Here is a 21,404-nt window from a genome sequence, read left to right as displayed (position 1 = left end):
GGGCCAAAAAGAGAAGATGCAAACCTGATATTACCAGTAACAGGAAGAAGCGGGCCAAAAAGAGAAGATGCGAACCTGATGTTACCAGCAATAGGAAGAAGAGGGCCAAAAAGAGAAGATATGAACCTGGTATGACGAGTAATAGAAGGAAATGGTTATAAAGTCATCTTTCTTCTTCCTGTCATAATACAAGTTTGAGTTGAATAAAGGTTAGTGACTAGAAATAAAATGGGCGAGGACAAGTCAATTTAGTAAAAACAGCTGTCCTATAAGAACAAGGGAACATAAAATGAACATTGCTCTAAATGATTAAATACTTTCCCAATAAAAATATTCTTACATATCGAGAGGAGGGAGGGAATTTTTCATTGGAGAAGTTTATGGACGACAAGAAGGGAAACTCACAGTCTCATCAAAAAATTCGTATTAAGAAACCCAATACACCGAACGAATTTGACGAAAAGTACATTACGGTTCAGGTGACGGAAAGCACGTTAGATTGGATTGTGAACAAGAAAAAAGTGAAAGGCATTACAGACCTTACTATACGTCTCATTGAAGACAAAATGGTTATCAACGGGACCGCGAAGAAACTGAAAATACCCATTCACTTTCAGATTGTCCTGAGACCTTTAGAAGCTAACAATCGCCACTTATCATTTCAAGTCACGGATCTCAAACCGGTAAACCAACATTGGATTACAACGAAACTCCTCAATAAACCACCACTCATCCGCTTTCATAAAGGAATTATCAACCTTAACTTAAATCACATAGAGCAAGCCAAATCCTTTCGTTTCGGAAATCTTAAACTTTTTGAAGTTCGCGACGAAAAACTTTGGATCGGGGTGCAATTTTAATCGTATATGTATATACCAGTCATTAGCCCTGCTTTTTAATGTGGGGCTTTTTTTACTAAGTTTGATTTAAGAAATCATTGTCAAGTTATGAGTTGAATTTCAACAACAGTAAAACTTACACAATTCCGCTCCACCAAAAAATAGCCAAAAAACTCCCACCAAACAAATAAACTCATGTAAACTAAACGTAACTAATTATTGAATACAAAGGAGAGAAACAATGAACATCTCTAATTTTCCACGAAATCGTTATACACCTAACCAAACTCCGATTGAAAAAGCGAGTCGTTTTACAGCAGAACTTAACGGTCCAAACGTATACATAAAACGAGATGATTTACTTGGACTGACGGAAGGAGGCAACAAGACGAGAAAATTAGAATTTTTAATTGCGGATGCTCAAGCGAAAGGCGCCGATACAATTATTACAGCAGGCGGCATCCAGTCGAACCATTGTCGCCTCACATTAGCCGCATGTGTCAAAGAAAATATGAAGTGCATCCTTGTTTTAGAAGAGAATAAAGAAGACCAATTTGATTTAAAGACAAACGGTAACTACCTTCTTTATCAATTACTCGGCACGGAAACGATTCAGATTGTCCCGAATGGAACCGATGTATATAAAGTAATGGACCAAGTCGCTGCTGAAGTCAGTGAGAGTGGTGGTTCCCCTTATGTCATTCCAGTGGGTGGATCTAATGTGACAGGAGTGTCGGGCTACGTCTCGTGTGCCGAAGAAATCCAACAGCAATCGGTAGAACTTGGCGTTTCTTTTGATTATGTTATTTGCGCGAGTGGAAGTGGTGGGATGCATGCCGGACTTGTCGCTGGCTTTTTCGGTTTAGGCAGTAGCACCAAAGTAATCGGGATGAATGTCAGTCGCGGTAAAAACGAACAGGAAGACAAAGTGCATCAACTGACAAACGAAACAGCTGTTCACATCGGGATAAAGGATGTGATCCCAAAAGAAAAAATCACGTGTTTTGATGATTACGTCGGTCCGGCCTATGCGGCTCCAACAGAAGGTATGTTAAAAGCGGTAAAACTCTTAGCACGAACTGAAGCGATCATTCTCGACCCGGTTTATACAGGAAAAGCAATGGACGGCTTGATTAGCTTGATTAAGCAAGGATATTTTAAGCCAAGCGATAACATTTTGTTTTTACACTCGGGAGGAACACCAGCGGTCTATGCGTATTCGCCGATTTTTCAGTAAAAAAGTTCAAGATATGAAGTGAATTCTTAGATCTTTGTAGGAGTAGTATTCATGGATAAAAGTTTACCGAAACTGGGAGTTCATTAATTTTAATTAAATGCAAAATAAAACCAGGCAGAAATAACAAAACCTGCCTGGTTGAATAGAATTATCATAAGAATTATTAGACTAAGTTACTTCAAGGTTTAAGAGAATAATTTTTTTAATCGCTGCCAGAAGCTAGGTTCCTCTTCCTCCTCAACAGCGGCTGTTTGATCATCTGCTATTTCGATCGCTTCTGTTTTTAGAATAAATTGTACATATTCAACGTTACGATTATCCGGTGACACAAACGATACAGGATCGAAATCGGATTTGTCGAATTCTGCAAGCATCGCATCCACTTCCTCCTGAAGCTGATCAGGTAAGTCGCTAGTCGCGTCAGCTAATTCACTTGTGCCATCTGCCAGCTCATTGACGCCAGATTCCAGCTCAGCGGTACCGTCTGCCAGCTCACCAATTCCTGAATTAATTTCAGCATAAGCATCTGCCAGCTTGCCAACCCCGTTCGTATACGAAACGAGACCAGAATGGAACTCACCATAGTTCGCTGAAAGCTGTGCGAGGCCTTCTTCTAATTTTTTCAGTCCGTCCAGTCCTTCCATATTTGCCATACCGGCGCTAACCTCATTGGCAATTACCGATAGGTGACCGCTCATTTCGTGAAGTGCACCACCAACGTCTTTCAGTACTTCTTCAGTTGTACTAAATGCTTGTTTTACTGCATTGTAAGTTCCCTTTGCCGTTTGGGCTGCCGTATATACTTCAATCAGGTGGCCAACAGTTTCAGGATCAGCTCCACTCGCATATAGCTGCTGGATCTCTTCCTCAGAAAGGGTAGCGGCTGGAATTTTGTTTATAGCTTCATCTAGCGCATTGAATGCTTCTGAGAACCCGCCGTGGAGCTGGAGCAGTCCGTCGCCTGCTTCAGAAAGGCCTTTTGCCATTTGTGACAAGCCTGCTGGGAGTTCTGCAAGGTCGCTTAAATCGACATCTGGCGAGCCGCTCAACTCTCTGTGCACTTGTGCGAGAGCACCTTCAATTAATGCGGAAGCTTCAATGACTTCAGAGGAAGATCTGCTTATTTCCCTCATCCCTTTATTGTACTCTCCTGAGCCGTTACGTAGCTTTTGGACTCCATTATTGAGCTCAGCAACACCATTATTTAATTCAGAAACTCCCTTATTTATTTCTGCAATGGCATCACTTAATGTTCGCATTTCACCAGTCATTTCGTCTACATCAAGACCATCGATAACCATCGATAAAGGAATCGCATTAATATTGATGCCTTCCATTTCAAAATCTGTCACATCAGCTGTAAGTCGGAAGGAGGCGTCGCTGTCCGGCATCACTGTATAGGTGATCTGGCGCTTTTTCCCGGCTTTAGCAATGTTGGCATCGGTTGCATCTATAATGTTAATATTTTTCGTATCGAGCGTATAAGAAATTTGCAACGTATAATTTTCATAGAAAATCGAATTGCCTTTTTCATTTTTTTCTGTGTTAATGACAAGTTCTAGACGTCCTGTTTCTCCTACAAGCTCATCGGAAGAAACTTCCTTTCCATCGAGACGGTAAGAAATATCAAAATCCCAAGGTAGTTCAGCTTCTTCCATATTTCCTTGGTAGTAGAAGAGACCTGAGGGAGCATCCAATTGAACAGTACCGTCCATATTCTTGATCTCGGACAAGTTGGTTAAATTTTTTACCGAGGTGTAATTTCCGTGGTCGAAAATTACACCAGGCTCAGTAACTTCTAGCATATTGACTACATATATTTCATTCAGAGTTCCGTCAGAATTTAAGGTTCCATAGACCACCTCTTCCTTTGAAGAGGCTTCACCTGCTGCCGCTGTGCTCACAGGTGCCAAATTCTTTGTCCCTTCAAGAGAGGAGGAATTATGATCCTGGTTTTCATTCGCTAGCCCGGATATAACCGGGAAGGAGAGGAGGGTTGTTGTTAAAACGATAGTTATTATCTTTTTCATATCTATTAATCCTCCTTATAAAAATTTGCTTTCAATGTAGTTTTAGAGACGATCTTGTCAAAGACAAGCAGTACCGCCGGCAGGAAGAATAAAACCATAATAAAGGCCAAAATAGCACCTCTGCCTAGCAGCAGGCCGATAGATGAAACGATCGGGTTTGTAGAAGTTATCCATAAAATCAGGCCAACACTTGCTAAAATCGCAGCCGAGATGGAAATAGAGAATGTCTTGTCATCAATCGTTTTCATGATCGCTTGTCTTGCAGGCATTACTTTTCTGTTGTGCAGATAGTTCTCCGTATATAAGATGGCATAGTCAACAGTGGCCGCAAGTTGGACAGTACCGACAACCAAGTAACCAACAAAAACTAATGGCGTGTCAGTAAAATAGGGAACAGCAAGATTTATCCAAACGGCTGACTGAATAGTCAACAACAGAATGACCGGCAACGCCAGGGATCTGAATGTAAATAATAATACTAGGCCGACAGCTACAACAGTGAGTATATTCACGATATAGTTATCCTTTTGTATGACTGTTTTCATATCGTAAAGGGCTGCACTCTCACCGAGTGCGAATGCCTCTTTACCGTAATACGTTTTTGCTACAGCCATAATGTTTTCAAACACGTTGAAGGCAATATCACCTTCCGATTCTGTTTTTGTATTAATAATGATCCGGCTGTAGTTTTCAGAATGGAACTGTTCTCTAATCGATTCCTCCAAATACTCGGGTGGTATCGCAGGGCTGACAGACTGGTTGTAGGATATGATACTTGAAACATATTCAATTTCCTCAAGTTCCTGTTCCAACTGAACCTCTCTGGCCACATCTCCTCTTGGAACGAGAAGTACAACAGGTGTGGACTTACCGAACACAGCATTTATAGCTGTCTCATCTTTCCCTAGGCGAGTATCCTCTGGTTGTTCGCCAATTCCGTATATAAATGCTGTTTCCTGCTGTGCCAGATAAGCAGGCACAATCACGAGGAAAACTATGATCAAGCTGATATATCTTACCTTCAGCACTCTCTTGCCAATGGACCTGAAAGCAGGGATGAAAGGTTTGTGCTGAGTTTTATCGATCCATTTATAAAACATAATTGTCAAGGCAGGAAGAAACACCATCACGCTGATAAAGCTGAATACAATACCTTTGACTAGGTTAATTCCTAAATCCGCGCCGATTTCAAACTGCATGAATGTTAGCGCCATAAAACCGAAGAAAGTTGTAGCGGCACTGGCTGCGATAGCCGGAGTTGATTTTTTAATCGCCATCTGCATCGCTTCTTCTGGTGTGGATGTCTTCCTGCGCTGTTCTGAAAAACTATGAAGCAGGAAAATCGCATAATCAAGGGATACGGCCAGCTGTAAAATGGGGCTGACAGACTGTGTGACAAAGGAAATTTCCCCAATAAATATATTTGTCCCAAGGTTGATAATGATCGACACACCAATAGCGGTAAGGAAAAACAGTGGTTCGATCCAGGAATTCGTGGAAAGAACGAGAATGATTATAATGATAGGAACTAACAGCATGGCTGCATACATGCTTTCAGTGAACGCCATTTTCTGAGAAACGGCTGTATCAGCTGCTTCTCCTACGAGGGCATTTTCCTCGCCAATGAGCTCATAAATCTCATCGGTAATAATGACTTCGTCACCTTCACGGATGGAGAGAGAGAAAAGAGCATTATGATCCTGATAATAGGTTTCTATTAAGTCTTGCTCCATCATTTCAAGTGGGATCGTTAAATCAACGGTATCATCGAGCCAGATCACATCTGTAACTCCGTCTATTTGCTCAAGTCTTTCTTTATAATAGAGTGCCTCCTGGACGGTAACATCCGTTACCATGACCTGGGCATTAGACATCGCGCCACCAAACTCTTCTTCCATGATCTCAACGGCAATGGTGGAGGAGGTGTTTTCAGGCATATAGTCACTCATGTTGTAATTCACATGAACAAAAAACTGTGCGACGGCACTAACCATTGTTAGTACCATAAAAACAATTACGATTGCTTTATTGTGTTTTATAATTTTTGCTGCAATGTCAGCCATGTAACCACTCCTTGAGTCTTCACTAAGAAATAATTATAATGACACTGTGTAGTCTTATCAACAAACAGTTTATTAAAAAATATTAGTTTTCCAACACATTGCAATGATTTGTTGGATATGTAACAAAAGGGGATAAATTGATGGGTTTAAAGATGGATCGACGAAAGAAATATACGCGCTATGTATTAAAGGAAAGCTTTATTAAGAAAATGCATGATAAGCCTTTATCGAGCATCACGATTAAAGAGGTGTGCGAAATGGCTGATATTAACCGGTCCACCTTTTACTCCAATTACAAGGATTTGTACGACCTTCTTTCACAAATCGAGGACGAGATCATTGAAGACTTAAACAATACCCTGTCTTCTTACAACTATAACAAAGATGATGAAGCGATTCAGATGACGGAAAAGTTGCTTGAATATATCGCAGAAAACCAGGAAAGCTGCCAGGTATTATTCAGTGAACACGGTGATCCGGCATTCCAGAAAAAAGTGATTATGCTCGCTCACAACCATTTACTAAAATCATGGTTTCCTGGGAGTAGCATCCCCGACGAAAATAAACAATATTTAACCCTATTTATCGCAAACGGCAGTATCCATATCCTGCAAACTTGGCTCAAAAATGGTTTGAAGGAGTCCCCAAAAGAAATGGCGGAATTGATCACTAAGCTGGCGACAAAAGGTGTTTCGGCATTTCAATAAAAGCATTGCTGAAGCGAGGACCGGGAAAAGGCTGTTAGTAAAGAGGCTGCTTAATAAAGGTGTCTGTAACAACCATCGGAGAGGAACTGATGCTACGAATCAAGCAATTCTTTTTCTATTTTCTTGGGCTCTGTATTCTAGATATTTAATGTAAAAAAAGTAGTGGTTTGTTGATGAAATTTAACCAGATAATCAAATGCACCTTATTTCACTAATGGGTGCGATAGTAAAATTACGGGCTGTAATAGATGCAACTCTTTTTTTATGCCTATATATTGGAAAATGATGTTAAACTAAAGGCAGGATTGTTTAATAATAAATTAGGGGGGGATGTATTGCAAACTATAGTAACAACGTTAAAAAAACCTAATGTACTGTTTCCAATTTTATTTGTGTATTTAATTATGCCAGAATTCATTGAATCAGATTTATTTAAAGGAATTATAAATATATTATTTGGATTTTATTTCTTGGTCCTTGGATATGCATTCTCAGATGGTAATAAAAAGTATATCTTAGCTTCTTGTTTTCTTGCTATCCTCTTAATATTTTTTGGGATTTCAAGGTTATTAAGCTAACGAGAGCGATAGCTTAATAACGGTTATCGCCTTTTTCCTTGTTGAAGTAATGGACAGTTTTGTTTATTAAGTTATTGGAGTTTTATGGTAAAACAAAAGAGGGAAAGAAGTGATTTGTTTGGCATTATGGAAAATGTATGTAATCACATTTATAGAAATAATAATTTTCTTATTTGTTGGATTTATCATGACTGAAAATGTATTAAGTAAGGTATATGAAAATTTTGGCATAGCGTATATTGGAGATATAGGTGTCGTTTGGTTTGGATTATCCTTCATCCTATTTTGTCTATATACATTGATAAGAGCTTATATATTTTCTAAAAAGAGTCCATTGCTGAGCGAACGTGTCACTTCTCTTACATTTTGGATCGTTTTCGTTTGGTCTGTTTATTCAGTATTTTCCCCTTTTGTAAGAGGCGAAATTTAATTTATTCAAATAACGGGTGGTGATAGCGAAACAATGGCTATCGCTTGTTGTGCTAACGAGGCAGGTTAATTGAACTTAGTTTTACCACTTATCAAACATAATGGGTATGGACTAAATAAAATTTGATGAAATTTGGAGGATAATTATGATAGATATAAATGTATTTCCTGTAATTGAAACAAATAGATTAATTTTAAGACAAGTAACCAAGGATGATGCAGAAAGTATCTTAGAGTATTTGTCTGATAAAGATGTAATGAAGCACTACGGATTAGACCCTTTTAAATCAACTAATGACGCATTGGATGAAATCTCTTGGTATCAATCAATATTTGAAAAAAAAACTGGAATTAGATGGGGAATTACCCTAAGAGGGAAATCAAGGGTTATTGGCAGTTGTGGTTTTCTAAATATAGTTTCACAGCATTGCCGTTCTGACGTTGGTTTTGAGTTAAATAAAGAATATTGGGGAAAAGGCATTGCAAGTGAGGCGATTGAAGCAGTAATTAAATACGGATTTGATCAATTGAATTTACAACGGATACAAGCATTAATTGAACCCCCTAATATTTCATCACAAAAGTTAGTAGAAAAAAAGGGATTTATAAAAGAAGGACTTTTAAGAAATTATGAATTTACTTGCGGAAAATTTGATGATCTACTTATGTATTCATTATTAAAGCAAGACTTTGAAAAATGCAATCATTCATGAATTTGAATAATTACACTTAAACTAAAAGGAGCGTTAGTAAAAAGTAGAATAGAGGTGTTTTGGGTTGTTTGGCATTAAAAATTATACTCCAACCTTCTATGAGGATAGAAATAAGCTCTTAGAAGAGCATAGGGATAAGCTAAGGTCATTAATTGGTTTAAATATTGCTGAGGTTTGGACAGTACATAATGCTTCAGATGGGTTGTTTTGGGCTGAATGTCCTGTGATTATTGTTATTGATGGTAAGCAATTAGAATTCTGTTTTATTAAGGACAATGAAATTGCAATTACATGGGGTGAAATTGATTTAGAGGAAAAGTTGGATTGGTATGGTAGTGACGAATTAAATCTCGAATGGCGAAGAAATGCAATTGAAAATATTTATCTCATTATCGGACAGACAATAAGAAAAATTGAAGTTATCGAAGTGGCTTTTGACTTAAATAATAACAACCTTTTTTCCAACCGATTATTGCATGGTTTAGGTTTTGTTACTGAGGAAGGTTATTTATCAATTTTTAATGATTTTGATGAAACAGGTTTTTCTTATTTGCGAGATGATAAACATTTATATACAAAGGTATAAAGTGGTGTAATGTTTGTTCAACAAACGGGAGCTTTAACAAAATAGGATAGTGAAAGGGTGAAATAATTGGTTTTGTTTTTTATACAATTGGTAATCGCCATTACTTCTTTTTTGTTTTCTACTTTTGCCAGTTGGTATGAAGGAAGTGCTATATTAGATAACCCGTGGGAATGGGAATATTCAACACCATTTTCTCAATTGTTATATGGAGAAATACAATATGCTTACCAAATATCGCAACTTGATCATTTTGTATACGCAGCGAAGTTTCAACCAACGTTTCCTCTTATTATGGTAATCAGTGGATTGTATTTGGTACTCCTTATTAGCTACCAGCTATTAAAGAGCCATAAAAAACGATTGGTTTATTTTCTATCTTTGTTAGGAGGAACCTTGTTTATACTTAGCTATACCGTTCGTAATTCACCGACAATAGGTGGTCAAGTCTTCCTCTATTTCGGAATATTAAGTGGCATCTTATGTATCATAGGAACTGGAATTATTTACTTTATGTCTTTAAAGTGTAATACAGAGAAAATAAAAGGTTAAAGTTTGAATGAACGCAGTATTAAAAAAGATTGCGGGGTGAGATTTTGTTAATAGAAGAAAGTAAATTTATAGCTAAATTTTTGATTGGATTTGGTTTCGTTATGCTTTTATTAAGTGTGTTATGTGTAATATTTTCAATGTTTAGTAGTGATCTCATGGTAGGAATAGTATCACTATTTGGGTTACTTAATTCTGCTATCGCAATTGGTGTGGGAGAGATTGTGAAAAAGTTAAATAATATTGATTAAATTTATTCCACTAACTGGGAGCGTTAGTGGAATAGAAAGCTGTATAAAATACATAAAAAAGCTAGGCGCCACTCATGAGGGACCTAGCCAATATATTAAAACCACTCAACATCTTTTGTTACCACATTTATATTACGAACGATTTGAATGTAAATGGACTATTGTTGGTTCTACGATATCTTTTCGACGATACACATTCAAAATGAGCCCTAGAATGGCGGAGTAAAATAGCAACATACTTCCCCCGTAACTGATAAATGGCAGCGAGATTCCCATGATCGGCAGGATTCCAAAGCCCATGAGGATGTTCCAGCAGGCAGGAACTGCAAATAAGGCAGCACCACCCATAACTAGTATTCTTCCGTATCGATCTTTTGTTTTAAACGCATTTTTTGCCATTCGCAAAATAAATGTCAACAGGATGATACAAAGGACGATTCCGAATGCCCAGCCAAGAGAATAAACGAGATAAGGAAAAGCAAAATCTGTATGAACAGCAGGAAGTAAACCTACCTTCGGATCATTAAACCCGTTCCCGAACCACCCTGCTTGTGAAAGGATATCTCTAACGACAATATAAATGTATCCTGCTCCAGATGGGTCCGCCTCAGGGTTAATAAAAGCAAATAGTCTATTAAACAGATAACCCCCGCGAGAAGTAAGGATTACAGTAGTGATTAAAATAACTCCTGTTGCCACATTGATTGCAGCTAATTTCAGGGCTAAACTTTTATGAACCTGTGAACAAGCAAACATCGTTACTAGACAGAAAAAGTAAATGATACAAAAAACAACGTGTGGAAGCATCATAAAGAAAAAGATGGGCGTCCAAAATAATATGAATAGTACCCCTTGTCTAGGCCAACTGGTAAACTCGTTAATCTTGTTAAAGATTCCAGCCCACGCAAGGAATAATAAAAGTAAAATGATTGGCGTCAGATCAATGATAATGCTGCCGAATGAAATCCATCCTTGACTTCCATTACGCATATTACCAAATAGAAGGGTATACACAAGTAGAAACAAACCACTACTGTAAAAGAAGATCCACCAGTTCGTTAATTTTCTGTAATCAAAGAAAAGAAAACCAATGATAATAAGAACAGCAAGCAAGAACCAGAGGAGTTGACGTTGTATAAAATAGGTGATCGGTACTACCAATTCAGAAACTCCGCCAATGAGCGGAAGAAAACTAATCGCTGCTATAATTACAAATAAAGAAATCAGGACCCAATCCATTTTCGGGCGATGGAGGTAATTTAAGTTCTCTCCAATCGTAAAAGGATTTCCCATCGATTGAACGGCTTTTTCATCCGCCTCTTCTTGAGAAGCTTTGCTTTTTTGGTAGGATCGGCTGAGCTCCTCGAGGTGATGTGTGAGTTCTTTTTTGATCATCCCGTGTGCTTCTTTGGATTTTACTCTAGATGTTACTTTCGTTAAAAATTCCTCGAATTTAGAAGAGCTCATAAAGATGCCTCCTCAAGTAAGTGTTTCAGGGAGAAACGTCGTTTAGAATGTTCTTGTTTGGAAGCAACTAAGTACTTTTTCCCTTTTTTCGTTAAAGAGTAATGTTTCTTTTCATCGATCCACTTTGAACTTAAAATACCTTTGTTTTCGAGTAGATGTAAGAGAGTATAAAGCTGTCCTTCGTTATGGTCAAAACGAAGTTCCCCTTTCTGAAAAAGTTGAGTAGAAATGTCGTAGCCGTGTTTGGCTTCATGTTGGATGGATTCGAATACAGCCAGTATCGTTTCCTCTTTCCAAGCTTGAAGATGTGGTTGAGATTGTTTTTCTCGGATCGTTTCCTTTACAGCCTCTTTTCGCTCATCGGAAAAGGTAAACTCCTTAAAAACCGATTTTTTCATTGAATGTTTCAAGTTATGAAATGGATCACTCATCGTTCAGCCTCCTAGTCATTTGGTCTTTCAGTAATTCTTTTGCACGTTTTAATCTCGTTTTGATGGTATTTACATTTACAGTCGTCACCTTGCTTATTTCTGTTACTGACAGTTCTTCATAATAATGAAGAAAAACGACTTCTCGGTACTTCATCGGGAGAGCCATGACAGCACTGGCCAAGTTATTTTCTTCACTTTTCATAATAACTTCCTCTTCAACGTGTTTGGATTGAGAAGGGAGATAGTTGATTAGTTTCTCGTTCAAGGTTATTTTGCGATAATGCCAGCTTCTCAAATAGTCTTTACAATGATTGCTGGCAATTCGATAGACCCATGTTTTGATCGAAGCCTGTTGATTAAACTGGCCTAATTTTTCATAACACTTGATAAAAATCTCCTGTGTTAAATCCTCTGCGGTTGTGCGATTTTTTACATATGTATAGACGAGATGTAGGATCCCGTCGCTATAATCATGCATTAATTGATCGATTATTTGCTCTCTCTCATCCATTCTTTCATCTGTCACCGCCAATTGTTCTAGTTCGTTCATCTAGGTATCACCTCTTCCTACATTTTAGACGAAGCTGACTTGCTTTTGGTTTGAAAAAAATGAAGAAATTTATTATTGATCTTCTTGAAAGGGAAAAATAGTCTCTTGTTTTATTTTTTGTGGTAAAGTTTTACTTGTGATACTTGATAAGTAACTTTGAAGGGGACGAATAATTGTGAAGCAAAAATTAATAGTATGGATAAGTTTAATTGTCGTCATTTTAATAGCGGTTGGATGTCAGCATTCAGAAGCAACTGGCCAATGGACGATATCGGAAAATGAAGAAAAGGTCATTGAACATTATTTGACGCAAGAAGTACTTCAACCGAACTTTGGCGGGGAGATGTTTACAGCCTATGAAATTTTGGGGACAGATTTAAATGCAGCTGAAGTCTACTTATGGGCTTTAATTGAAGAATATTATCAAGAGGGGAAAAACCTTGAGCAAGGAACAGGGATGTCAGTTCCTATGGTTTTACATGCAGAAAAAAATACACAGTCATTCAAAATTTTAAAGCATACTTTACCGGGCGATGGCAGTAATTACATCGATGATATTAAAACGATGTTTCCTTCTAAATTACATAATAAAATCGTTGATTATGATGTAAATAATATTAGTAAATTAATAGATGAGATGGAAGATCAAGTTCAGGATTAAGTCAGGATGTTCTGAAATTCAGAACGGATATCGAGGAGGTGAAAAGAATGACTAAGAAAGAAAAAGGTGCATCATTTGACATCTATCCATTAAGTGAGACGGCGATTACAATTCAATTTGGAAAAAGAATTAATATAGATCTACATAGAAGAGTGAAAACGTTCACGTATCATTTAGAAGAACGCCCATTTGCAGGGTTCATTGAATGTGTGCCAGCATTTTCAAGTGTGACCGTCTATTATGATCCGCTTCGAGTCTTTCAGTCTGAACAGACCAGTGGTTATTCGTCAGAAAACACTAGGTCAGCCTATGACATCGTTTCTTTTTATTTAAAAAAAATGGTGGAAAAGCTGACGGATATAAAGAAGTATTCTCCTAGAGAAATTGAGATACCTGTTTGTTATGGCGGAGAATTAGGTCCTGATTTAGAATTTGTGGCTAAGCATAATAACCTGACAACGGATGAAGTGATCCAAATTCATTCGAGCGGAGAATATCTTGTGTACATGATCGGATTTGCTCCAGGGTTCCCGTATTTAGGCGGGATGTCAGAAAAGATTGCAGCCCCGCGACGCTCAAGCCCAAGGGCGACCATTGTAAAAGGCTCGGTAGGAATAGCGGGAAGTCAAACGGGTGTGTACCCGATCTCGACACCTGGCGGATGGCAATTAATTGGACGGACTCCAGTTGAATTGTTTTGCCCAAATGATACAATCCCTTCTCTTCTGCAGGCCGGAGATGTCATTCGTTTTAAACCGATTACTCTAGAAGAGTATAAGGAGGGGAGTGCATGAGTATAAAAATTCTTCGGCCGGGTTTATTAACGACGATACAGGATTTGGGGAGAGTCGGATTTCAAAAATATGGTGTGATTGTGAGTGGTGCGATGGACTCCTATGCATTGCGGATAGCCAATTTACTCGTTGGCAATGACGAAGGAGAAGCGGCATGTGAAATCACGTTAACTGGGCCGACTATCGAGTTTGAACAAGACATACTGATTGCAATTACTGGCGCAAACTTGTCACCGACGATTGAAAAGGAACCTGTTCCTTTATATAAGCCGGTATATGTAAAAAAAGGAAGTGTTCTTCAATTTGGGCCATGTGTATCCGGATGCCGGGCGTATCTCGCCTTTTCAGGTGGGTTCGATATTGAAGAAGTCATGGGAAGTCGAAGCACTTACCTTCGTGCTGAGATTGGCGGGTACAAAGGGCGAGCATTAAAAGCTGGTGATCAGCTGACCATTAACACGGGCAGGCCGCAATCGACGCGGTTAATTGAGGAATTGTCCGCATCAAGTGATGGTCCATTTTCGACGACTTCCTGGAGTGTGGCGACAACATTTCTTCAGCCAGCGCCAAAGGATATTACGATTCGTGTAATTCCTGGCACTCATTATGAACGGTTTACCTCTGAGAGTAGACAAGCCTTTTTTGACCAAACGTTCAGCGTGACGCCGCAATCTGATCGTATGGGCTATCGTCTTTCCGGACCGTCGCTGCAACTCTCTGAAGCGTTTGAGGTGATTTCAGAAGCAGTTGCTTTAGGAACGATCCAAGTACCGTCTGACGGAAATCCAATTGTTTTATTAGCAGATCGACAAACGACAGGTGGCTACCCACGAATGGCTCAAGTGGTGTCCGTCGATATTTCACTTATGGCTCAACTAAAGCCAGGGGACAAGGTTCGTTTTAAAGAAGTATCCGTACTGGAAGCAGAACAGCTTTATCTGAAGCGAGAACAAGAATTAATCGAATTGCGTACGGGTGTAACCTTTAAACTTTAATGAAAAAATGTGTAGGTGATCGAAATGAAAGTAGTGGATCTGAATTGTGACTTAGGCGAAAGCTTTGGCTCGTTTGTCGTAGGACAGGACGAGCTGATTTTAAAGCATATTACATCAGCCAATATTGCGTGTGGTTATCATGCCGGTGATCATAATGTGATGGCCAAAACAGTTAAATTAGCAAAAGAAAATGGGGTAAGCATCGGAGCTCATCCTGGGTTCCCTGATTTACTCGGGTTTGGAAGACGTAACATTCAAACTGATCGTGAGGATATTTACAACTTTGTGATTTATCAAATTAGTGCGCTGCAAGGATTTTGTCAGCTTCATGATGTTCCGTTACATCATGTAAAGCCTCATGGCGCATTGTTTAATATGGCGTCTCGAGATGTTGTAATGGCTGAAGCGATCGCTCAAGCCGTTTATGACACGGATCCATCCCTTGTATTGTTCGGATTGTCGGGAGGGGAATTAACAAAAGCGGGTATGAAGGTTGGGTTAACGGTAGCAAATGAAGTGTTTGCAGACAGAACGTATCAGCCTGATGGGACATTAACCCCGCGCACACAAGAAAATGCATTAATTCATGACACAGATCGAGCGATTGAACAAGTGTTAACGATGGTGAAAGAAGGGACAGTACGAGCGGTTAATGGTTCGATGGTACCCATTCAAGCGGATACCATTTGTGTGCATGGAGATGGAGCAAATGCACTTGCGTTTGCTCGGAAACTACAGGAAACACTGATTGCAGAAGGGATAACGCTTAGGCCTGTCAAAAAGGGGCGTAATGAAATTTAAAAACATAAGCGAACAAATCTGGCAAGTAGAGAAAGACACTTAGTATTAGTGTCTTTTTTTTTATAACTAAAGGAGATACTTTATTCAAACCATAAGAGTGCATGGTTTTATTCATTAAAATCAAATAGAAGGTAGGTTAAGGTTGTAACTGACTGCTGTTTGCAGTTTTTTTTATGAAATTGGGCACTTTAAAAATGAATAAACAATAAAAACAAAAATGAGGTGATTTAATGGCAGTATCAAGGAGACATTTCTTATTTAATGTGTCCATCATTTTGATCCCGTGGTTATCGTTACTTTTTATAGGAAAGCGTAACGTAAAGAGGTATTCATTAGCAGGTATGTTTGTTATAGTTTTTGAAATTCTAAATCATTTGTACGGGAGAAAGCGGAATTGGTGGAAGTTCTATGATAAGCCCAAATGGTTTATGAGGGATGAACTTCCGTTTAATGTGGGTCCGTATATGCCACTTACGATATGGATACTCAAATATTCGTACGGAAACTTTAAAAAATTTATCTTACTTAATGCGATGGTAGATGGAATCTTTGCTTTTGTCGTTATGGATTTTCTTAAGAAATTAAGAATTGTTGGTCTCCACCGGTTAAATCCTTTACAGTTCTTTTTCTACATTCACTATAAAGCATATTTAATTTATGCGGTCCAATATTTGTATGAGAAAATAAAGAACCCTACCGGAACAAACAATACGGCACATACAACCTATTCTTAAAGAGCTTTGCTTTTTAGTAATAATGAAGCAATCGGAAAAGGAATGGAACTATATCATTGTAAACCTCTTCATTCGTTAAAAGGTTTGTAATTAAAATATTTTTTTCGAAATGCAACATTCATAAAGTTCACCGTTTATAATAGTAGTTCTCACACTGGTTAAATAACAGCAGAAGTATCAACAGAAATCACATTAGAATTGCACACAAAAAAACTTTCGCCATCTTAATGAAGGACACTACCGCAGTAGTTGTAGGAGGTAGAGTCCTTCATCAGCTTAATGAAGGACACAATCGTAGCAGTTGTAGGAGGTAAAGTCCTTCATCACCTTAGTGAAGGACACAATCGTTGCAGTAGTAGGATGAACAGTCCTTCAACATCTCAATGAAGGACACAATCGTTGCAGTAGTAGGATGCCAGTCCTTCATCACCTTAGTGAAGGACACAATCGTTGCAGTAGTAGGATGTACTGTCCTTCAACATCTCAATGAAGGACACAATCGTTGCAGTAGTAGGATGAACAGTCCTTCATCATCTCAATGAAGGACACTACCGTGGCACTTGGATCAAGTATAGTCCTTCATCACCTCTGTGTAGAGGCACACCTTTTCACAAACTTTATATCCCCTAGTATTTTCTTAAATAATGACTCATGGTAAGCAGGGGCCATATATATTTATAACTGTGATAGTGAATGTAAAAGACTTCTGGAATGCCGCCGCCTGTCGGATATTCAGTGGTCCAATCCGTTTGAGCAAGCGATTTAATTAAGTAGGTCATGCCTTTAATGATTTCCTTCGTCGGTTGATCGTGTGCTGTGATTAGCGCATCTAATGCCCAAGCGGTTTGAGACGGGGTGCTAGCTCCAAGAGGGACATATCGTTTTTGAATGTCGCTATAGCAAGATTCTCCCCAGCCCCCATCTGCGTTTTGCACGGAAAGCAACCAGTTGACGCCCTTTCGAACCGGAGCAGAAGACGGTTCCATTCCACTCGCTAGAAGACCCGTGATGGCCGCCCACGTCCCGTAAATGTAGCAAATTCCCCAACGTCCATACCACGAGCCGTTTTCTTCTTGGTTGTTCACTAACCATTGCGTTGCTTTTTCAATCGCTGGATGAGGCAGTCGTAAATTGGCATCATTCCCTAATAACTCAAGGGTTCTTCCTGTTAGATCTGCTGTAGAAGGGTCTAGGAGAACTCGATAGGCATCCTTAAACGGTAATTGCGCAATCAGTGGATGATCTAAATTTTTTTCAAAAGCGGACCAGCCCCCGTCATTGTTTTGCATCGATAACACCCAGTCTAACCCACGGTCCCAACTATTTCGAAGTGCAGGCTGTTGACTAATAATCGCTCTCATCGCCCGGAGTGAAGCCGTCGTATCATCAACATCGGGCTCCAATGTATTAAAGTCAGAAAACCCCCAGCCGCCTGGAAGTACATCAGGATTGTTTAGTGCCCAATCTGAAAACAATAAATGTTGCCGCGACAAAAGGTAGGTCACAGCATTCTGTATCATCGGATCCGTTTCATGTACACCGGCCTGTTGTAAACCATGGCTAAGTAATGCCGTATCCCAGACGGTCGATGGACAATATTCAATGTGGTAAAAATCATTCGTCAAACAGAGTTGGTTACGGAGTCCATGTAGTGCGTTTTGGATGATGGAGTGATTTTTCTTGTAGCCGAGGCTCAGCAAAGCAAAAATCATAAAAAAGGTAGCTCCAAAGTAATTATACAGTAATCCGTCTGGCTCAATCCGCTCGAGCATAAACCGTTCTGCCTTTTTCAAAGCTAACTGTCGACTTTCCTTTGGTTTCATTAAAAGAGGTCCGATCTGTTCAAATAAAGTATTTAATATCAGTTTTTCGTCACCTGTATTAAATTTGAGATCAATCGGGGAACGCGTATTAATGAGCTCGGAAAAATCAGGGGTTGTGCTCGTTTTATAGGAAAAATTAAGATTTGAAGTAATGAGAACGGGTGTCAGATGAATTCTTGTATAACCGACAAATTGATAAAAGTGTATAGGAGAATTGCGTGGAAGCAGAATTCCTTCAATCGGTAGTTGTAGGTGCTTGGGCCAAGGAATGTGCCCAGTTACAGCGAGTAACGCTTTCGTTAAACTATTCGTTTTTGTAAGCCCACCGTGTTTGATAATAAATTGTTTCGCTTGCTGCATTTCAACAGAGTTGGGGTCCATATAATGAGAGAACAACAAGCCGTAATAAGCTTCTACCGTTGCAGAAAGATTGCCTTCCTTTTCATCGTGAAACAGTTTCCAAGACCCATTTGGCTGCTGGATCGATAAAATCCGCGCGACAAGCTGTTGAATCAGCCATTCATCATCTTGTTCTAGAGTTCTTAACAGAATAATCATATACGCATCCGTTAATGGACCGCCTTCAAAGCAAAAGCGCCAAGACCCGTCGTTGGATTGCATCCCGCGAAGCTTTTCAATCAGGTGTGAAGTTGCCTCTTGAACTTGCTGCCTCATCATTAGTCCCCCTTAAATCTAATCAACAATAACCATATGAAACAGAAAACGTAAAAAGAACAGAACTCTATTTAGGTGATTTGTAAAACATTGTAATTTTATTGAGTAATAGACAACTACATTATTTATAAATATGGAGTTTGATAGAATAGTTACAACAAGAAATGAACGGGAGGAGTAATGTCATTGAAAAGACCGATGTTAGATTTTGTTGCGTCTTCTGTTTTAGTGTTAGTTGTTGGGTTTGTCGTTGTATCGATTTCATTTAACCCCTATAGTTCTTTCCCGTTTTGGACACCAAAAGAGCCGGTTGAAGTGGCTGAGGAGGAATTTACGTACTTAAAGAATATATATGAAGCGGAAAGAAGACAATATACTTTTGCGGTAAATTTAAAAAATGAATTTGCTCGGACGCATCAAATGGATTTAAGTAGTTACGAGTATATCCGAGCTGAAGATAATAATTTAGGGAGTGAAATTGGGGGGAGGTATGGTAGAAACCAATCCTATGGTGATCGGTTGCCGTTCGTTTATTTCAGCGTTGAGAAACAACAAGCGATTGTCTTAGTAAAGAGGGAGAATGGGAACAATCGTATGCAAATTCACCGGTATGAAAACGGGACATGGCAATATGTCACTACAGAAGAAACGGAAGGTAATGACATAACAGAAGATTACTATTTAAGGATATTAGAAGATTAGTTCTCCACTTTTTTCTCGTACTTTTATTGCTTCAAATTGAAACTAATACCAGGGAATCTACTGATTATATTTAATTCTGGAAAATGTTACTTTTATACTAGGGAAATTTGGTAGTATACGAGTTTAGTTGCATTCGTATTGATAGGAGTACATATGAAGGAATTATATAATCAAGTCATAAAAAAACGATATTATATCTCGGTTTTTATTATTATCGTTCTCATGAATATTGGATTGTTCACGTCTATTCCACGGTATGGGGAATGGGATTTCGGTTACTTTTTACATACCGCCATGGTTATTATAATAGCTAGTTGTTTATTGCTTTATCCGAAGTTTGAGACACATGTGTTTCGAGAAATAATAATTACCTCGGCGTTTATTTATTTCTACATGCTTTTCTTTTTATATCCAGATACGTCGTCGATCTTAATTTTAATTTGTTTTCTACCTGTTATTTTTAATTGAAAAATAAATAGGTGAGCCGAAGTACATTTTTGAAATATGGGCATATGATAACTTGAGAATTGGATCAATTTTGAAAGGAATGAACATACGTGTATTATATGCCTCAAACCTATTCATATCCTTATTATCAGAATGGTTACATGTATCAATCTTCTAACGGCATGCAAAGAGGAAGCCAAGGACCGGATTATCAAGCGGCAGAGGATGTACTTGCTGGAATAAAAAGAGAAGCTGCAGCTATTGATCTTTATATGCGACTTGCTGAAGCAGCGCCAAATCAAAAACATAGAACAGACCTTTTACACTCATTAGAAAGCAAAAAAGGACAGTTAAATCAATTAACCCATCTCTATTATTCTTTTACAGGAAGAGAGCCTGTGTATCAAATCGAAAGCGTTCCTTTCCAAAGTTACCGTGAAGGGTTACAAAAAGCTTATGAGGCTGAAGTTGAAGGGTATGAACACTATAGTCGAAGTGGTTCGGCTTCACCGTACCCTCACATTCGAAATGCCTTTATGCAAGCGCTGACTAGTGAACAAGAAAATGCATCGCGACTAGTTGTTTTAAATCAATTAAAAGATTATGGCTCACAACCATTTGTCGTTGATATTGAAGAAGTGACGAAGGAAAACGAAACGTTCCGTACGGCGTTATGGACAGGAAAACACTTGCAAGTCACGTTGATGAGTATCGAAGTGGGAGAGGACATCGGTTTGGAGGTGCACCCGGATCTTGACCAATTCATTCGGATCGAAGAAGGGCAAGGACTTGTACAAATGGGTGACAGCAGAGACCATTTAGACTTTCAAAAAGAAGCGTTCGCAGACTTTGCAATCATGGTTCCTGCTGGAAAATGGCACAATCTCACAAATACGGGGAATACACCACTAAAAGTATATTCGATCTATGCCCCGCCTGAGCATCCATTTGGCACCGTTCACGAGACGAAAGAAATAGCCATGGCAGCGGAGCATCATCATCATTGATGAATTCATAAATGCGGATTTTAAGGAAGAGAACGGCATTTTATTAGGTGAGGAACTGTTGCTTTGGCAGTTCCTTACTTTTTTTAATGAACTGTACAAGAGAGGAGCAATAGAAGCGTTGGTTGGAACGCGCTGGCATGAGTGGTGGGATTTTGGCGGACTGAGAGGCCCTTATTTCGGTAAAAACGGTCAATATAGAGGTGTTTGCGGACTGAGAGGCTCTTATTTTCTAAAAAACTAGTGAAAATCATCGCTAGTTCGCTAAATAAAGGCCTCTCAGTCCGTTCCGACCGTGAAATGAAGGGATTTGTCACAAATAGCGTCCTCTCAGTCCGCTT

At 38.9% G+C, this 21,404-nt stretch carries 23 protein-coding genes; 17 read left to right on the top strand and 6 right to left on the bottom strand.

Translation table 11 applies throughout. From position 1 onward, the window contains the following. The first annotated feature begins 380 nt into the window (after positions 1 to 380). Both AC2VNP_RS06865 and cuyA read left to right on the top strand, forming a co-directional pair. The gene (locus tag AC2VNP_RS06865) at positions 381 to 860 is read left to right on the top strand and encodes a hypothetical protein (RefSeq protein WP_486916626.1); all 480 of its coding nucleotides are present in this window, start codon (positions 381 to 383) and stop codon (positions 858 to 860) included. A 220-nt stretch (positions 861 to 1,080) separates the two neighbouring features. Beyond that, entirely contained in the window at positions 1,081 to 2,076 is a 996-nt protein-coding gene (gene cuyA, locus AC2VNP_RS06860; protein WP_486916625.1) for a D-cysteate sulfo-lyase, read from the top strand. 185 nt (positions 2,077 to 2,261) lie between these two features. Here cuyA and AC2VNP_RS06855 read toward each other — a convergent pair whose 3' ends face one another. Both AC2VNP_RS06855 and AC2VNP_RS06850 read right to left on the bottom strand, forming a co-directional pair. Continuing rightward, positions 2,262 to 3,980, bottom strand: coding sequence for a YhgE/Pip domain-containing protein (locus AC2VNP_RS06855; RefSeq protein ID WP_486916627.1), 1,719 nt, complete (start codon positions 3,978 to 3,980; stop codon positions 2,262 to 2,264). Between the two features lie 131 nt (positions 3,981 to 4,111). Further along, complete coding sequence (locus tag AC2VNP_RS06850; RefSeq protein WP_486916624.1) at positions 4,112 to 6,169, bottom strand: efflux RND transporter permease subunit; 2,058 nt, start codon at positions 6,167 to 6,169, stop codon at positions 4,112 to 4,114. Between the two features lie 140 nt (positions 6,170 to 6,309). Here AC2VNP_RS06850 and AC2VNP_RS06845 point away from each other — a divergent pair, with 140 nt between their 5' ends. From AC2VNP_RS06845 to AC2VNP_RS06820, 6 genes are all read left to right on the top strand, one after another. Continuing rightward, positions 6,310 to 6,876 (top strand): TetR/AcrR family transcriptional regulator, encoded by a 567-nt coding sequence (locus AC2VNP_RS06845; protein ID WP_486916623.1) that lies wholly within the window; start codon positions 6,310 to 6,312, stop codon positions 6,874 to 6,876. 275 nt (positions 6,877 to 7,151) lie between these two features. Then, positions 7,152 to 7,454, top strand: coding sequence for a hypothetical protein (locus AC2VNP_RS06840; RefSeq protein ID WP_486916622.1), 303 nt, complete (start codon positions 7,152 to 7,154; stop codon positions 7,452 to 7,454). A 575-nt stretch (positions 7,455 to 8,029) separates the two neighbouring features. After that, positions 8,030 to 8,596, top strand: coding sequence for a GNAT family N-acetyltransferase (locus AC2VNP_RS06835; RefSeq protein WP_486916621.1), 567 nt, complete (start codon positions 8,030 to 8,032; stop codon positions 8,594 to 8,596). Positions 8,597 to 8,660: 64 nt separating this feature from the next. Then, positions 8,661 to 9,182 (top strand): hypothetical protein, encoded by a 522-nt coding sequence (locus AC2VNP_RS06830; protein WP_486916620.1) that lies wholly within the window; start codon positions 8,661 to 8,663, stop codon positions 9,180 to 9,182. A 66-nt stretch (positions 9,183 to 9,248) separates the two neighbouring features. Continuing rightward, positions 9,249 to 9,731, top strand: a complete 483-nt coding sequence (locus AC2VNP_RS06825; RefSeq protein WP_486916619.1) for a YjdJ family protein — start codon at positions 9,249 to 9,251, stop codon at positions 9,729 to 9,731. A 44-nt stretch (positions 9,732 to 9,775) separates the two neighbouring features. After that, a complete protein-coding gene (locus AC2VNP_RS06820) occupies positions 9,776 to 9,979 on the top strand; it encodes a hypothetical protein (protein ID WP_486916618.1) in 204 nt (67 codons plus the stop codon). Between the two features lie 132 nt (positions 9,980 to 10,111). Here the strand turns inward: AC2VNP_RS06820 and AC2VNP_RS06815 are convergent, their stop codons facing one another. The 3 genes from AC2VNP_RS06815 to AC2VNP_RS06805 are packed head-to-tail and all read right to left on the bottom strand — an operon-like array spanning position 10,112 to position 12,427. Then, positions 10,112 to 11,446 carry an FtsW/RodA/SpoVE family cell cycle protein gene (locus AC2VNP_RS06815; protein WP_486916617.1) on the bottom strand — a complete coding sequence of 445 codons (1,335 nt, stop codon included), beginning with the start codon at positions 11,444 to 11,446 and terminating at the stop codon, positions 10,112 to 10,114. Beyond that, positions 11,443 to 11,877, bottom strand: a complete 435-nt coding sequence (locus tag AC2VNP_RS06810; RefSeq protein WP_486916616.1) for a PadR family transcriptional regulator — start codon at positions 11,875 to 11,877, stop codon at positions 11,443 to 11,445. The genes AC2VNP_RS06815 and AC2VNP_RS06810 overlap by 4 nt, the downstream gene beginning before the upstream one ends. After that, positions 11,870 to 12,427, bottom strand: a complete 558-nt coding sequence (locus AC2VNP_RS06805; protein WP_486916615.1) for a sigma-70 family RNA polymerase sigma factor — start codon at positions 12,425 to 12,427, stop codon at positions 11,870 to 11,872. The genes AC2VNP_RS06810 and AC2VNP_RS06805 overlap by 8 nt, the downstream gene beginning before the upstream one ends. 175 nt (positions 12,428 to 12,602) lie before the next feature. Here AC2VNP_RS06805 and AC2VNP_RS06800 point away from each other — a divergent pair, with 175 nt between their 5' ends. The 5 genes from AC2VNP_RS06800 (at position 12,603) to AC2VNP_RS06780 (ending at position 16,412) form a co-directional block, all read left to right on the top strand. Next, positions 12,603 to 13,088: a hypothetical protein gene (locus AC2VNP_RS06800; protein ID WP_486916614.1), complete on the top strand. Its 486-nt coding sequence runs from the start codon at positions 12,603 to 12,605 to the stop codon at positions 13,086 to 13,088. A gap of 47 nt (positions 13,089 to 13,135) precedes the next feature. Beyond that, complete coding sequence (gene pxpB, locus AC2VNP_RS06795; protein WP_486916613.1) at positions 13,136 to 13,882, top strand: 5-oxoprolinase subunit PxpB; 747 nt, start codon at positions 13,136 to 13,138, stop codon at positions 13,880 to 13,882. Then, positions 13,879 to 14,877 (top strand): 5-oxoprolinase subunit C family protein, encoded by a 999-nt coding sequence (locus tag AC2VNP_RS06790; protein ID WP_486916612.1) that lies wholly within the window; start codon positions 13,879 to 13,881, stop codon positions 14,875 to 14,877. Before pxpB ends, AC2VNP_RS06790 begins: the two co-directional genes overlap by 4 nt. A gap of 24 nt (positions 14,878 to 14,901) precedes the next feature. Further along, positions 14,902 to 15,678, top strand: a complete 777-nt coding sequence (locus AC2VNP_RS06785) for a LamB/YcsF family protein (RefSeq protein WP_486916611.1) — start codon at positions 14,902 to 14,904, stop codon at positions 15,676 to 15,678. A 230-nt stretch (positions 15,679 to 15,908) separates the two neighbouring features. Next, on the top strand, positions 15,909 to 16,412 hold the full coding sequence (locus tag AC2VNP_RS06780) for a hypothetical protein (protein ID WP_486916610.1): 504 nt from the start codon (positions 15,909 to 15,911) through the stop codon (positions 16,410 to 16,412). A 626-nt stretch (positions 16,413 to 17,038) separates the two neighbouring features. On the opposite strand, the gene AC2VNP_RS06775 is transcribed toward AC2VNP_RS06780, so the two are convergent. Further along, on the bottom strand, positions 17,039 to 18,913 hold the full coding sequence (locus AC2VNP_RS06775; RefSeq protein ID WP_486916609.1) for a terpene cyclase/mutase family protein: 1,875 nt from the start codon (positions 18,911 to 18,913) through the stop codon (positions 17,039 to 17,041). Between the two features lie 177 nt (positions 18,914 to 19,090). Here AC2VNP_RS06775 and AC2VNP_RS06770 point away from each other — a divergent pair, with 177 nt between their 5' ends. From AC2VNP_RS06770 to AC2VNP_RS06755, 4 genes are all read left to right on the top strand, one after another. Continuing rightward, the gene (locus tag AC2VNP_RS06770) at positions 19,091 to 19,612 is read left to right on the top strand and encodes a hypothetical protein (protein ID WP_486916608.1); all 522 of its coding nucleotides are present in this window, start codon (positions 19,091 to 19,093) and stop codon (positions 19,610 to 19,612) included. A 153-nt stretch (positions 19,613 to 19,765) separates the two neighbouring features. Beyond that, positions 19,766 to 20,080 (top strand): hypothetical protein, encoded by a 315-nt coding sequence (locus tag AC2VNP_RS06765; protein WP_486916607.1) that lies wholly within the window; start codon positions 19,766 to 19,768, stop codon positions 20,078 to 20,080. 140 nt (positions 20,081 to 20,220) lie between these two features. Beyond that, positions 20,221 to 21,066, top strand: a complete 846-nt coding sequence (locus AC2VNP_RS06760; protein WP_486916606.1) for a cupin domain-containing protein — start codon at positions 20,221 to 20,223, stop codon at positions 21,064 to 21,066. Between the two features lie 58 nt (positions 21,067 to 21,124). Next, positions 21,125 to 21,307: a hypothetical protein gene (locus AC2VNP_RS06755; protein WP_486916605.1), complete on the top strand. Its 183-nt coding sequence runs from the start codon at positions 21,125 to 21,127 to the stop codon at positions 21,305 to 21,307. Positions 21,308 to 21,404: the final 97 nt, after the last annotated feature.

It is taken from the genome of Alkalihalobacterium sp. TH-98 (genome assembly GCF_057473385.1).
This window is presented reverse-complemented; position numbering and strand designations above follow the sequence as displayed.